The sequence below is a fragment of the Chromobacterium sp. INPA-IVC genome (assembly GCF_059047085.1).
The window spans coordinates 48,478-62,472 of sequence record NZ_JBTNLS010000002.1 but is presented as its reverse complement, the minus strand read 5'-3'; the positions used below and the strand labels follow the sequence as shown (position 1 = coordinate 62,472).

General features: G+C 58.7%; 8 protein-coding genes and 1 tRNA gene. 4 read left to right on the top strand and 5 right to left on the bottom strand.

Annotated features, from left to right (window positions below; genetic code table 11):
* Positions 1–52: 52 nt before the first annotated feature.
* From ACX17K_RS03100 to ACX17K_RS03090, 3 genes are all read right to left on the bottom strand, one after another.
* Positions 53–1,381 (bottom strand): TRAP transporter large permease, encoded by a 1,329-nt coding sequence (locus ACX17K_RS03100; protein ID WP_493773648.1) that lies wholly within the window; start codon positions 1,379–1,381, stop codon positions 53–55.
* Positions 1,378–1,968, bottom strand: coding sequence for a TRAP transporter small permease (locus ACX17K_RS03095; RefSeq protein WP_493773647.1), 591 nt, complete (start codon positions 1,966–1,968; stop codon positions 1,378–1,380). Before ACX17K_RS03095 ends, ACX17K_RS03100 begins: the two co-directional genes overlap by 4 nt.
* A 63-nt stretch (positions 1,969–2,031) precedes the next feature.
* The gene (locus ACX17K_RS03090; protein ID WP_493773646.1) at positions 2,032–3,036 is read right to left on the bottom strand and encodes a TRAP transporter substrate-binding protein; all 1,005 of its coding nucleotides are present in this window, start codon (positions 3,034–3,036) and stop codon (positions 2,032–2,034) included.
* A 181-nt stretch (positions 3,037–3,217) separates the two neighbouring features.
* Here ACX17K_RS03090 and ACX17K_RS03085 point away from each other — a divergent pair, with 181 nt between their 5' ends.
* The 4 genes from ACX17K_RS03085 (at position 3,218) to ACX17K_RS03070 (ending at position 11,857) form a co-directional block, all read left to right on the top strand.
* On the top strand, positions 3,218–5,509 hold the full coding sequence (locus tag ACX17K_RS03085) for a PAS domain-containing sensor histidine kinase (RefSeq protein WP_493773645.1): 2,292 nt from the start codon (positions 3,218–3,220) through the stop codon (positions 5,507–5,509).
* 49 nt (positions 5,510–5,558) lie between these two features.
* Positions 5,559–5,634, top strand: a tRNA-Ala gene (locus tag ACX17K_RS03080).
* 242 nt (positions 5,635–5,876) lie between these two features.
* On the top strand, positions 5,877–9,935 hold the full coding sequence (locus tag ACX17K_RS03075) for an HTH domain-containing protein (protein WP_493773644.1): 4,059 nt from the start codon (positions 5,877–5,879) through the stop codon (positions 9,933–9,935).
* The gene (locus ACX17K_RS03070) at positions 9,932–11,857 is read left to right on the top strand and encodes a hypothetical protein (protein ID WP_493773643.1); all 1,926 of its coding nucleotides are present in this window, start codon (positions 9,932–9,934) and stop codon (positions 11,855–11,857) included. Before ACX17K_RS03075 ends, ACX17K_RS03070 begins: the two co-directional genes overlap by 4 nt.
* Before the next feature lie 48 nt (positions 11,858–11,905).
* Here the strand turns inward: ACX17K_RS03070 and ACX17K_RS03065 are convergent, their stop codons facing one another.
* Entirely contained in the window at positions 11,906–13,138 is a 1,233-nt protein-coding gene (locus ACX17K_RS03065) for a hypothetical protein (protein WP_493773642.1), read from the bottom strand.
* A gap of 553 nt (positions 13,139–13,691) precedes the next feature.
* Positions 13,692–13,922, bottom strand: coding sequence for a helix-turn-helix domain-containing protein (locus tag ACX17K_RS03060; protein ID WP_103903625.1), 231 nt, complete (start codon positions 13,920–13,922; stop codon positions 13,692–13,694).
* Positions 13,923–13,995: the final 73 nt, after the last annotated feature.

Sequence of the window (13,995 nt, the reverse complement as noted above, 5' to 3'; positions counted from 1 at the left end):
AGCCGCGACGGGCAAAGCCCATCGCGGCGGCATGTCGTCTGGCGCGGAAAACTCAATTCATCATGCCCAGCATCTGCGGCAGCCACAGCGAGATTTCCGGAATGAAGGTGACGGCCAGCAGGAAGCCCAGCATGGTCAGCAGCCACGGCCACACCGCCACCGTCAGCTCGGTGATCCCCATCTTGGTGATCCCCGACGCGACGTAAAGGTTCAATCCCACCGGCGGGTGGCACATGCCCACCTCCATGTTGACCGCGATCAGGATGCCGAAGTGCACCGGGTTGACGCCCAGCTTCACCGCCACCGGATACAGGATGGGCGCCATGATCAGCACGATGGCCGACGGGTCCATGAAGTTGCCGGCCGCCAGCAGCAGGATGTTGGTCAGTAGCAGGAAAGCGACGATGCCGAAGCCCTGGCTGGCCATCCAGGCCGCCATGGACTGCGGGATTTGCTCGGACGCCATCAGGAAGGAGAACAGCACCGCGTTGGTGATGATGTAGAGCAGCATCGCGCTCATCGACGCGGCATTGATCAGCACCTTGGGCACGTCCGGCAGCTTCATGTCCTTGTAGACGAACACCGCGATCACGAAGGCGTACACCGCGGCCATCGCCGCCGCCTCGGTGGGGGTGAAGATGCCGGTGTAGATGCCGCCTATGACCAGCACGATCAGCAGCAGGCCCCACACGCAGTCGCGGAAGGCGTTCCAGCGCTCGCCCCAGCTGGCTTTGGGCAGGCGCGGATAGTCGTATTTCTTGGCGCGGAACCAGGTGGTCATGCCCAACAGGAAGGACAGGCACAGGCCGGGCAGCACGCCGGCCATGAACAGCTGGCCGACCGAGGCGGTGGAGACCGGGTTGCCGTCCGGCCCGGTGACGCTCATGCCGGCGGTGGCGATGCTGAACATTACCAGGTTGATCGACGGCGGAAACAGGATGCCCAGCGCGCCGGAAGTGGTGATCACGCCGGCGCCGAAGCGGGCCGGGTAACCTTGCTTCAGCATCGCCGGCAGGATGATGGAGCCGACGGCGACGACGGTGGCGACCGAGGAGCCGGTGATGGCCGCGAACAGCGCGCAGGACACCACGCCGGCGAGGCCCAGGCCGCCGTACCAGTGGCCGACCAGGGTGGTGGCGAAGCGTATCATCCGCCGCGCCACGCCGCCGTGCATCAGGAAGTTGCCGGCCAGGATGAAGAAGGGGATCGCCATGATCTCGAACTTCTCGATGCCGGTGAACAGCTTGAGCGCGACGGAGGTGATCGGCACGTCGGTCATGGTGAACAGGAAGGTGAGGACGGTCAGGCCCAGCGAGATGGAGATCGGCATGCCGGTCAGCATCAGCGCCAGCAACAGGCCGAAGATGATCAGGGCGCTCATGGACGACCTCCGTGATTCATGTCGTGCGGATGGAGATTGTCCAAGGTGTCGTCGCCTTCGATGCCGTCGACGTGGCCGTGGTCATGCTTGGGCAGCGCGCCGGTTTTGACGAAGTTCCACGCTACTTGCAGGAAGCGGAAGCACATCAGCGTGGAGCCGGCCGGGATGGCCAGGTAGACCAGCCACATCGGCGCTTCCAGATCGGGCGAGGTCTGGTCGGTGTGGGCGATGTTCCAGACAAAATCGCCGCCCATCACGGCGACGGCGCCGGTGAACAGCGCGCCGGCCAACAAGCCGAATACGATGAAACGGCCGCGGATGCGGTCCGGCAGCCGGTTGATCAGCACGTCGACGCCGACGTGGATGCCGGTGCGCACGCCGTAGGCGGCGCCGAACTTGGCCATCCAGACGAAGAGGTAGACGGTGAGTTCTTGCGCCCACGCCAGATTGATGTGGGCGAGATAGGGTTGAAGAGCGGGAATGCCGGAGCCGTAGCGGTGCAGCACGGCTACGAAAGTGATCAGGGTGGCGGCACCCATCAGACAGGCAATCATCCACTCCTCGAGGTGGTCGAGGAATTTCAGCATGGCGGGATTTCCTATGCGCGCAGCGCAGCCGCGCATCGGACGATGCGCGGCCGTCGGCCTATGTTACTTGCCGGGGTTGAAACCGGTTTCTTTATAAATCTGCTTTAGCAGATCGGGGCCGATGCGGGAAGCCATTTTCTGGTGCACCGGCAGCAGCGCTTTCTTGAACGCGTCGCGCTCCTGCGGCGTGGGGACGTAGACCTTGGTCTTGCCGGACGCCTTGATCGCCGCCACGGCCTTGTCGTTTTCTTCCTTGGCGATCTTGTTGGCGTAGACGGTGGCGTCCTGCACCGCGCTGTCCAGCTGGGCGCGGACGTCGGCCGGCAGGCCGTCCCAGAACTTCTTGTTGACGATCAGCGCGTAGCCGAGGAAGCCATGCTGGGTCAGCGTCAGGTTCTTCTGCACCTCGTAGGCCTTGCTGGTGTACAGGTTGGAGGCCTCCAGCTCGGTGCCGTCCACCACGCCGGTCTGCAGCGCCTGGTAGACCTCGGAGAAGGCCATCACCTGCGGCAGCGCGCCCAGGGTGCGCATTTCTTCCTCCAGCACCTTGGACGACTGGATGCGGATCTTCATGCCCTTGATGTCGGCCGGAGACTTGATCGGCTTGTTGGCCGAGAAATTCTTGAAGCCGTTGTCCCAGTAGGCCAGGCCCTTGATGCCCTTGGTCTCCAGTTTGCCCAGGAGCTGCTTGCCGATCGGGCCGTGCATCACCTTGTTGACCTGGTCGTAGTTGTCGAACACATAGGGCAGGTCGAAGACTTCGAACTCTTTCACGCCCAGCGGGCCGAACTTGGCCAGGCTGGGAGCCAGCATCTGCACCGCGCCCAGTTGCAGCGCTTCCAGCTCTTCCTTGTCCTTGTACAACTGGCTGTTGGGATAGACCTGAACCTTCACTTTGCCGTGGGTGCGTTGTTCGGCCAGCTTCTTGAAGTATTCGGCAGCCTTGCCCTTGGGCGTGTCCGGCGACACCACGTGGCTGAATTTGATGACGATCTCGCCGGCCGCCTGGGCGAATCCGGAAAGGGCGAGGCTGGCGCAGACGGCCAGCGCGGCATGCTTCAGTTTCATGTAGGGATCTCCATCCGTTTATAGCGTTGTAATGTCAGCCCGGCTCGTGCCGGTTGTTGTTGTGGATAAAGTAGAAGCTCTATGGCGGTTTGGCCATTAGGGAATTCCAGAACATGGGCATGCTCCCTGCCGGTTCGAGGTCGCGGTATCATCTAACGCGTTCCATCGTCCGGTTTCCGCCATGCCCCCTTCCCATTCCCGCAGCCGCCGCACTCCCCACCAGTTATGGCTGGGCGCCAGCCTGGCCTTGCTGGCGCTGTTGCTGGCCTTGTGCAGCCTCAGTTACCTGGTGTACCGCGACTGGCGGGACGAGCAGCAGGACAATCTGATCCAGGAGGTGCTGTGGCTGGAACAGTCGCTGCGCATGCATTTGGAAGCCCATCAGGAATGGGGCGACGCGCTGGCGCGGGACATCGCCGCCGGCAAGGTGGACAGCCGCCGCTTCGCCCAGCTGGCGGCGTTTTACCTGCGCGAAAACCCGGAGCTGGTGACGCTGGAAAGAATCGGCATGGACCGGCAGGTGGAGTGGGACCCGCATGGCCTGCGGCGCGACCAGCGGCAATTGGGGCTGCCGGAGTACGATGCGGTGTGGCGCGCCGGACGCCTGCTGCGCAATAGTTACGGCGCGCCCTACCAGGGGCAGGACGGCAAGTACCGCTTCGACCTGGCGATTCCCATCGTCCACGACGGCCGGCTGCTGGGCGGGCTGCGCCTGTCCTATCAGCTGGACGCGCTGCTGTACCACCAGGTGCCGTGGTGGATCGCCTCCAAGAACTACATCAGCATCATCGACCTAGGCGGCAAGACGCTGGCGCAGAAGTTCGACGCCGCCGAGCAGCCGGGCTCCATCTCGCACCAGACCAGCTTCGATCCGCCCGGTTACGGCCTGTATCTGCGCGCGGTCAGCTACCGCAGCGGCCTGGGCCTGACGCTGCCGGTGCTGACGGTGGTGATCGCGCTGTTGCTGCTGACCCTGCTGTACGCGGTGTGGCGCATCCGCCGCCACATGCGCGAGCGGCTGCTGGCCGAGCAGCGGCTGGCCAAGGAGGTGTCGCTGCGGCAGGCGATAGAGGATTCGATGAAAAGCGGCCTGGTGGCGATCGGGCTGGAAGGAGATATCGTCCGCGTCAACCGCGCCTTCTGCGACATGCTGGGCTTCGCGCCGGAGGAGCTGGTGGGCAGCCACCCGCCGCATCCGTTTTGGCCGGCCGACCAGCACGGCGTGCTGGCCGACGCGATGGACGCCGTGCGCGACAACCGCCAGCCGGAGCAGGGTTTCGAGCTGACCTTGATGCGCAAGCGCGGCGACACCTTGGTGGTAAGGCTGTTCGCCACGCCGTTGATGGAGGAGGAGGGCGGCCAGCGCGGCTGGATCGCCTCTATGTTCGACATCACCGAGCGCCAGCGTCAGCGCAAGGAAATGGACGCCGCCCACAGCCGCTTTCTCACCGTGCTGAATGGTCTGGCCGCCGGGGTGTGCGTGGTGGACGAGGGCAGCGCCCAGCTGTTGTACGCCAATCCCGGCTTCGCCGAATTGTGGCAAGTGGGCGATGCCGACGCGCCGTGCTGCGTGTTGCTGCCGGGTTTGAAGGCCGGCGAGGGCGAGGATATCGGCCAGGAGTTCATCGTCACCGGCGAACGCTGCCTGCTAATCCGCCGCCGCCGCATCGAATGGGTGAACGGCGAGGCCGCCTGGCTGGCGATACTCAGCGACGTCACTGCCGACCGCCGGCGCGAAGAGCGCGAGCAGGCGCAGCAGGAGCGCTTCCAGAACACCGCGCGGCTGATCGCGATGGGCGAGATGGCGTCCACGCTGGCGCATGAGCTGAATCAGCCGCTGACCGCGATCCACACCTACGCCGCCGGCGTCAGCCGCCGCCTGCCGGAAGAGCTGGCGCTGCCGGCCGGCGTGCGCGACGCCATCCACGCCATCGCCGAGCAATCGCGGCGCGCGGCGCAGATCGTCAGCAGCATCCGCGCCTTCGTCAAAAAGCACGAGCCGCAACTGGAGCGGGTGGACCCGGCGCGGGTGGTGCAGCGCGCGCTGGGCCTGGCCGAGCCGTTGGCCGCCAAGAACGCCGTCGGCCTGCAGCTGGCCGCCGACCGCAGCCCCTGCCGGGTGGACATGGACCCGGTGCTGATCGAGCAGGTGCTGCTCAACCTGATGAAGAACGCGATCGAGGCATTGGTGGAAGCGGGCACGCCGCGCCCCGGCGTGGAGCTGCACACCTGCGTGGAAAACGGCAAGTGGCGGGTGGAGGTAGTGGACAACGGCCCTGGCCTGGCCGCCGGCATGCAGGACAATCTGTTCACGCCGTTCTACTCCACCAAGCCGGAAGGGATGGGCATCGGCCTCAATATCTGCCGCTCCATCGTGGAATTCCACCGCGGCGAATTCGGCGCCGTCAGCAGCCGGGAAGGCGGCTGCGTGTTCTGGTTCAGCCTGCCGCTGGCCGGCGTGGAGGAGAGCTGACGCAGGGACTGGCCAAGCGAAATGCCGTTGTGCTAGGATGCTTCGCGATGGGCCGATAGCTCAGCTGGGAGAGCGCTGCGTTCGCAATGCAGAGGTCGGGAGTTCGATCCTCCTTCGGTCCACCAGAATTCATGCGACGGGAAGCATAAGTTTGAAACAGGAAGCATTTTTTTGCAGCTACTGCAAAGATATGCTACCCAGACAAACTGCAAAAATATGCTATCGCCAGGCCTACGTGTGCTGCTCAAGCGTGTTTCCAAGAGCCATGTCACACCGAGTTCCATATCAACACTAACCCGCCAAACGGCGGGTTAGTTTTTTTAATGGGACAGTTTTGTGGGGCAGGATCAAAGCGTAAGATACGCATATGGCAAATCGTTCATACACACAGTGGACCCTCAAGGTCTTGTTCGGCAACAGTGGCAATCAATGTGCTCACCCCGATTGCACTCATCCCGTCATTTCCCCCGGTTCGGAAAAATCCGACGCCGCCGTATTGGCCCAAATCTGCCATATCTACGCCGCTTCTGATAACGGGCCAAGAGGAAAGCCAGACCTCCCTGATGAAGAACGGAACAGCCCCGATAATTTGATCCTCTTGTGCGGTTTCCATCATCCGATGGTGGATACCCAATACCAGGACTACCCCGCAGAACTTTTAAAGCAGTGGAAGCGGGATCATGAAGCAAAATTCCAATCGGACACCGCCGAGGGCATTCAACGCCAAAAGCAGGCCCAACAATTTGCCTTCACGGTTAGACTGACGGATCAGGAGATCGAAGCGGAAGTGCGTCGTATCCGGCAGGCTCGCCATCTAGCAGGATATCCCAGTACCGATAAGGTGCTCGCTTTGTCGACCAATGTCGAAAACAGTGAATTTGCAGGTGGTTCCAAATCCGTAAGGGCCCAAGCTCTAGCCTGGTGCGCCAGGATGCTTTCGCGAGATGAGAATCTAGACCGTGCAAAAGAATTGCTGGCGAAATCGCGCAGCCTTGGAGGGGCTCCAGAAACTAACATAGCTAATGCTTTCATCTTGGCGGCCGAGTCTGGGTCGAGCATGCCAGCGCTACAACTGCTCTCGCCGATTGGAACTCCTGAATCGCGATCCGCCATGCTGCGAATCGTCACTAATGACAAAGGCCCTGAAAATGCTCTGATTTGGGCGAAAAGCGCCGGCTTGGATTTCAGTGCGTTTGATAGCGACGGCAAGCTGAACTTCATCATGAATGAAGAGTTCGCTGGACGCTGGCTAGATGCATACGCACATGTTCAACTGCTGACCCAAACGGACTTTGAAGAAACGCCGGTTCTGAACTTTCCAGCAGCTCATGCGCATCTTGCCCACGTCGTTCCTGAGGAACTTCGGATGCAGGTGCTATATCTGCCGTTCGACGCCGTGCGCTTCCCCATGGCGGACGATCAACAAGCTCTGCGGGACAGGAAGCGGAGCATCGCGCTCTATGAAAAGCAAGCAACTATTGCCGAGGAGTTCGGAGTTATCGAGGCCGCGCGGCTGTGTTCCAAAATGGCCTTGTGGATTCGCCTCCGGGATTCCGAGCTGAATAACGGAGCATTAGAAGTTCTGCGCATGAACATGCGTAACGACACGCTGATGCTCAGTTACTTTCCTCTGGCCGTGCAATTCGGTCTCAAGGTCGACCTCGTTGCCGTAGAGCGTCGCATCAACGAACAGGTTGCACTGACCGGCAAAGGCACGGCCGATACAGCCATGGCCCGCCTCACACTGGCAATGGAGAAAGAAACATCTGCGGCAGCATTCGAATACATCACCGCACACCGGGACCAGTTGACCGAGTTTTTGGAACGCTCGCCACTTCTTGCTATAGAAATCGAGCTACTGTGCCATTCCCGGCAGATCGAGACGGCAAAAGCGACTCTTGCCCAAGCAACGTCGGCGGAAATCGGCGAACGTGAGTATGAGCGCTTACAACGCATGATTGCTGAGGCAGAAGGCGCTGACCCAGCTGCCGAACGCCGGAAGCTCTACGAAAAAACTGGCGAATTGCGCGATCTCGTGAACCTAGTCAACTTTCTCGAGCAGGAGAAGGCGTGGCAGGAGCTCTGCTCACTGATCGAAGTGCTGTTCGATCAGACGCACTCGATCGAAGATGCATTTCGTGCGACTCGCGCATTCAACGGCGCTAGTGAAAACAAACGTGCTCTGCAGTTTCTACAACGAATTCCCGATATTGTGGCTCAGGAGAGCGAGCTGCAATCCCTACTTGCATGGGCGCTTTTTCGAGATGGACAACTCAGAGAAGCGTCAGTGATCCTGGCGCCCTTGCGGGCTAAGCGAGATCACGCCAATGATCGTGCATTGTTCGTCAACCTGGCCATTGCCTTGGGACAGTGGGACACACTGGTTGGGTATACGACTTGCGAATGGGAACAGAGAGATCAACGCACCGCAGAGGAATTACTTCGTGCAGGGCAATTGGCCCAGGCCGTCAATGCACCGCATGCAAGGGACCTGATTGTAGCGGCGACTGAAGCCTCCCATGATGACCCTCACATCCTGGCGTCGGCGTACTTTCATGCTACGAGTGCCGGATGGGAAGGCGATTCGGAGGTTAGGGACTGGCTGCTGCGAGCCTCAGAAAAGTCAGGCGACCAAGGCCCACTCAAATCGATCACAATGAAAGAGCTTTTTGAGCTCCGACCCAATTGGGATCGTCGCCAGGACCAAACCTATACAGCCTTGAACGCTGGCCAAATTACCATCTCCGGCGCAGCCTATGTACTGAACCAGTCGATGATCAAAAACTGCTTGTTGGTCCCTGCGATCAATCTGCAGGAGTCCGATGCACGGCGGCGGAGCCTTGTGTACGCATTCAGCGGTGCACGCCCGTCCAGGGTCCAAGTAGAACTGAGACGCGTGGCTCTCGATCTTACGGCGATTTTCACCTTCGCGCAGCTTGGCCTTCTACCTACGCTCATTGCTCACTTCGAACGCGTACTTGTTCCAGACCAGTTGCTGGTATGGCTGTTTCACGAGCGACAGCGTGTCGCGTTTCATCAGCCCAGCCAAGTCAAGGATGCGCAATTCCTGAAGCGTTTGCTTGCGGCCGGTTCCCTTGAAATCTTCGCCCAGCAAAAGCAGGCCAACGCGAGCCTCGCACAAGAGGTCGGGTTTGACCTTGCGTCCATGTTGGAAGCCGCAGTTCAATCTTCAAACTGTACCTATGTCGTCCGCTCCTCACCGGTTCATCGTCTTGGCAGCGTTATGGAAGAGGAGGCTAACCTCACTGCGTATGAAACATGCTTATGCAGCTGCCAGGCAGTGGTCGAGGCCTTGCGCCTAAGGGGAATGATCACGGCCACAGAGGAGCAACGTGCCTGTTCTTATCTCAAGCTCCATGAGGAACGTTGGCCTAATGAGCCACGTATCCGTGATGGAGCGACCCTTTATCTGGACAATCTCTCCACCACCTACCTGCGCACAACGGGTGTTCTCGGGAAGTTGAGGGGTGCAGGTTTCACGGTCTACATCACGAAGTCGCAGGATGATCAAGATAACCAACTTCTTGCTTACGAGAGCTTCGCGAGCGAGCAACTGGCTACCATCGAATACATCCGGACGGTGCTGGCCCCAGCCCTGGCCGATGGGCGGATTGAGACAATCGCGTCGCCCGATCACGATAGAGAAGAGGCGCAGCTACAAGCCCAACTGAACTTTTTGGCTACGGACAAACCGATTGATGCCTTCGTCGTCGATGACCGCTTCGTCAATCGCCACATCCAAATGACCCGCGGCGACCAGCAAACGCCGATCCTGACCAGCCTGGACATAATTGAATACTTGGTCGCTTCCGGTGGCCTTAGCGTCGAGGACGGACGAGAACACCGGACTACCCTGAGACGATCTGGATACACGTTCGTGCCAGTGCTGGAGGATGAATTGACATATCACCTGCTGCAGGCACCGCTCGACAACGGATCAATGGTCGAAACCGCCGAGCTTCGAGCGATACGAGAAGCCTCCCAGCGGCTGCTGTTGGCAAAGGTACTGCAAGTCCCCCATGAACTCGCTTGGCTCAATCAATACACGCTCGCCCTACTTCATGCGGTTCGTACGATCTGGGACACGGAGAGCGACTCTAAGGCGGCAGAAGCCCGCTGCGAATGGCTACTCGGCCAACTCGATATTCGTGGGTGGGCGTCGATTGTCGAGCGAGGCGCTGCAACACAGTTCTCAGTAACGAGCTACGCAGGAATACTTCATGCCCTCTGCTACGCCCCGAAGTTTTCTCTTGGGCGGAAAAACGATCCCTATCACAGCTGGATCGATGAACGCATTCTCCGAGAAATCAAAGAAATGGAGCCGGATATCTTCGATCAGCTCATCGCATCAGCGGCTGAACTGTTTGGCAAAGCGGTGAAAGCTGGATGGAAGGAGGACGAATGACTGACGAGGACGCATACATGCGGACAGCTTATATCATGGCCCTCGCCAATGGCTTTCCACCGCTTCTCAGGGACGAACTTCTCTCCAGATCCGACATCCTGACTCTAGATGAGATCGAAACTGGCGCGACGATTACGCTTGGCCCTGATGACCTGTCGTTTCGACGCTCCCAACTGTTCGCTGCGATTGCTACGGCCTATGACCAGGTTTCGACACCGGTCCTTAAAACAGTCTCAGGTGACGAATGGTCAGTCACGTTTGCTGGCGACACAGAGCCACCCAACGTGGTACTCGAGTGCGGCGGGCAACGGCTGCTTGTGGCTCAGTTCGCTTTGCTGGCTCCAGAGGCGGAGGCACGCCTCCACGCCTTCCAACTAATGGCTGACCAGCATGGGCTCCCTGGGAAATTGGCAGATCGCTGGCGCACACTACTTTTAGAACGGGGGCCAACGGACCACGAAATCTTGGTGCTCCTTAGGGAACTTCGGAACACACCTATTGGCACGGTCGAAGCTATCCGAGAGAGCCTGAACAGCGGAGGATTATCACTCGATACCCTAATCCCCCGTGGTGAAGCCTATTACCGTCAACTGGTTGGCGATGCCAGCAGTGCGACCACATTGGAAGATTACATTGCCGAGGTAACTGCGCCCTTCCTTGCCGAATTGCTCAAGGAAAGTCGTCCACAACCATTGAACCTAGTTTGGCTTCTCTGTTCCCACCAATCGATCAGCCAGTTGATCGAACGGGAATGGAAAGGCAACGATCAGGCCTTAGCAAACGAAATCTTGTGGCTGGTAGAAAACGGCGATCCGATAAGCTGCACCGGCGCCATCGAGGTTGGTCTGCGCCGGGTACAGGAATACCCGGCGCTGAGGCAGCCGCTGGCGAAGTTGATCAACTCGTTTCTCTACAGCAAAACCGACGAAAAGACTGACGCGTTCGCGCTGCTCTCCGTCTTATTCAGCTGCATCTACGGGCAAATGACCAAATGCCGTATCCTCACGACGTGGCAACCCTTTGCTCGTCGGCTGGCGGCGCTAGCCCATGCGAGTTTGGTTGGCCGTCACTTCCTGAAGGCTGTAGAGGACCGTACTGGTTTCGTTCGCTGGCTGTGCAGTGAAAACGAGGGTTATTTCACTATACAAACTCTGCTCGACATGCGAGTTGAGCCGCGTTGGTTTCCGGAGCTGGGCTCAGCTAAGCAATGGAAGAGTGAGTTGCTGGGCCGTGTCTGGATGGCTGCAAATTTAGCACCGGAAGCTACCCAGGCTTTAGGGCTCTCAGAACGATTGATCGGCGAAGCCCCTCAAGCCATTATTCATCAGATCGACCGTGCGGCGGTGCATTTTCCGGGGCCGCTGGAAGGCGGAGCATACTCGCAGATTGAGCTTTCGCCAGAAGCAATGATTCAGATTGAGGAGAGCCTGAAAGGAGCAATCGAGACTACATCCTTTATCGCCTTAATCAACGCGTCCTTCTTTTTCCGTATACCCGATCACTTGGTAGACCTAGCCGCCGAGGCTCTCGAACACTGTTACTACCAAATTCCAATCAGCAAACAAGTTTCTCTTACTGACTGCCTTCTTGGATTGGCGTCGGTTGCTGCTGCTAATCGTCATGTAAAGCTATGCGAGGCCATTCACACGGCGCTGCGGGTTAGCTGGCACCTCAACATGAGACAGCTAGCCGCTGAAGAGGAGTTTCGGGCAGGAGTATTAGCTTGCGCGGTCCATGTTGAATTGGTCGACTGGACCGAGAGTGTTGGTCAGTTCATGACGGAGCTTGCGCGGCAGGATTTGGCCAAGGAAGACGCCGAAGCTCTGCAGTCACATCTGTCGCTCATGTGCCATATCGTTCCGGAATTGTGGGGTACGTGCGGGGCAGCTCATGCTGCCTTCGGTCTGGTAATTGGTAAATAGGTGCTGCCCTCCCACAGGCGTGCGTGTAGATCGACGCAACGACGTCGATCAAACTTCCGTATCGTCATGCATCAGAAAATCGCGCAGGCTTGGAATTGGCTGATCGATGCCTAAAACTATCGTCTGTGACTGTAGAATCGACGTCTCGTAATGGTGCTCACGTTGGATTCCATCTCCTTTGGCGAGCCAGTGTGTTGCCTCGGGCAGTAGTGCACGAGGCAGTGGGTATTTTGCGAACGGGTTGTGGAAGACTTCAAGGTCGGCGCACCACGGTTCAAAAATATGCGACCACAATCTCCTGTATTCGTTGCTTGTGACGTCCAGACAAAAGGGGATACCTCTCCGTGCACCTGGGGTATGGTCATAGATTTCGCCGATCCGAACATAACGAAGCCCATTTGTATCTGCGCCGCTAGATGCGGCTACTCGGTTGAATTTTGAGAGCGTACACGTGTTGGTAAAGATAATGGCAGACAGCCCAGGATGCTCAGCCGTACAAAACAGGCCAGCAGGAATTGCCTGCTTACCCAGCAGCCTAGCGACATCAATTGCAGAGACAACCTGCTTGCCATTGATTTCGCTCTCTTCGGCATGGAAACCGTATAGATAGCCGATGAGCGCTTCCCGACTCCAGATCATCGAACCCGGGGCATGGAAGTCGGCCAATGCGATGGCGAACGGTTGCCCCTCAACATGGGAAAGGCTTTCGTATTTCCGGTCTAGCTTGCTTTTCAGCGTCTTTGCAAACCGTATTGCTGCGGGGCCAATGAAACGCTCACGCCGATCACTCGGTGGGCCTACCGGGTTTGTTCCAACGTGTTTATACGGTTCCGCTGGATTCGCAGTCACAGCTTCAACCCATGCTGCACCGCCGTGTCGATTCTCAATCCGGAAGTCTGGCGACCGATGCGGCTGTGTTACCAGCAGGCCCTGTTCCCTGAAGCACGCGAGCAGGTGCAATTCCCACATACGAGTGTGGAAGTTGACGGTCTGGAAATCGCTTGCCCAGTTTGCGTCGGGGTTCGGAAGCGCAAGGTACACTTGATTAAGCAACCATCCCGCGAGGTGGTGACTACGCGATCTCAGTAGATCGAAGAGGTCGCTTGGCTTTCGGCCCTTTAGATCGTACAGGGCAGGCCTGCGAGAAGTCCCCGCCGGCACCGGCAGCAGCGGAATTTCCTCCCGCATAAGCGGCTCCAGCGCGATGATTGCTTCATCGGCGCTAGCAAGCCCGTGTTCCTGATGGACGATCGCCCAGACATTATCAACGCGGCGACGCATAACCAGAATTCCGTGGGTGCCGTCATGAACGTCCCCCGTTATTACTGCGCACGCTCGTCCATCCTCCGTGCTCCAGAAGCTCACTGGCGGGCGGTCACCAAACCCGTGGCCCTTGGGAAGCGAAAGCGCGTAAATCGCGAAAAGTGATTCCGGGAGCGGTTTCATGCCATGAGAGGTGCCATAGAAACAAGAGTGCACATCATGCCTAGTGTCTCAGTTCCCCACAAGGTAACTCTCCGTTCATATTGGATCGAAGGATGGCCGTTGTGCCTCGAGAGCGATCTTCCGGGTGAGGCACGATTGAACGTCCGCAACGGGTCGAATACGTGTTCCGGCCATCAGAATGCCGACGTTCGACATAGCTCACAGTGGAATGGCAGATATCAGGCTCTGAGCCGACATTCAGACCAAGTGGGGTGGATGGCAGCTCAGGCCGAACTGGTGCCTTTGCGTGGTCGGTCAGAATGGCGGTGCCATTCTGACAGCAGCTCCGGCTCTGGCTGCCAATACGCCTTGCGAAAAGAGGCGGTAGAAGGACAACAAGGGCAGCCTACTAAGGCTTTTCTAACAGAGTTGCAGCCTCAACGCCCAGCGCCATCGCAAACCGTTCAATGTTATAGATGGTGACGTTCTTCTCGCTTCTTTCGATCATCCCTACATATGTACGATGTACGCCTGCCGCCTCGGCCAGCTCTTCCTGAGACAGGCCAAGCTCAAGGCGCCGGCGCTTAACATTGGCTGCAAAAACAGCAACTAACGCACACTGATGAGGTTTGACGGACATTCTGAGAATGTCCGTTTTTGCATACCACGATTCTACATACTATGATTAGCATTTTGCTTGAAGCTCTGCGGGT

What these genes read in the sequence shown, in the direction of transcription:
- ACX17K_RS03100 (WP_493773648.1), bottom strand. Translation starts at nt 1,381, where the DNA reads ATGAGCGCCCTGATCATCTTCGGCCTGTTGCTGGCGCTGATGCTGACC.
- ACX17K_RS03095 (WP_493773647.1), bottom strand. Translation starts at nt 1,968, where the DNA reads ATGCTGAAATTCCTCGACCACCTCGAGGAGTGGATGATTGCCTGTCTG.
- ACX17K_RS03090 (WP_493773646.1), bottom strand. Translation starts at nt 3,036, where the DNA reads ATGAAACTGAAGCATGCCGCGCTGGCCGTCTGCGCCAGCCTCGCCCTT.
- ACX17K_RS03085 (WP_493773645.1), top strand. Translation starts at nt 3,218, where the DNA reads ATGCCCCCTTCCCATTCCCGCAGCCGCCGCACTCCCCACCAGTTATGG.
- ACX17K_RS03075 (WP_493773644.1), top strand. Translation starts at nt 5,877, where the DNA reads ATGGCAAATCGTTCATACACACAGTGGACCCTCAAGGTCTTGTTCGGC.
- ACX17K_RS03070 (WP_493773643.1), top strand. Translation starts at nt 9,932, where the DNA reads ATGACTGACGAGGACGCATACATGCGGACAGCTTATATCATGGCCCTC.
- ACX17K_RS03065 (WP_493773642.1), bottom strand. Translation starts at nt 13,138, where the DNA reads ATGCGTCGCCGCGTTGATAATGTCTGGGCGATCGTCCATCAGGAACAC.
- ACX17K_RS03060 (WP_103903625.1), bottom strand. Translation starts at nt 13,922, where the DNA reads ATGTCCGTCAAACCTCATCAGTGTGCGTTAGTTGCTGTTTTTGCAGCC.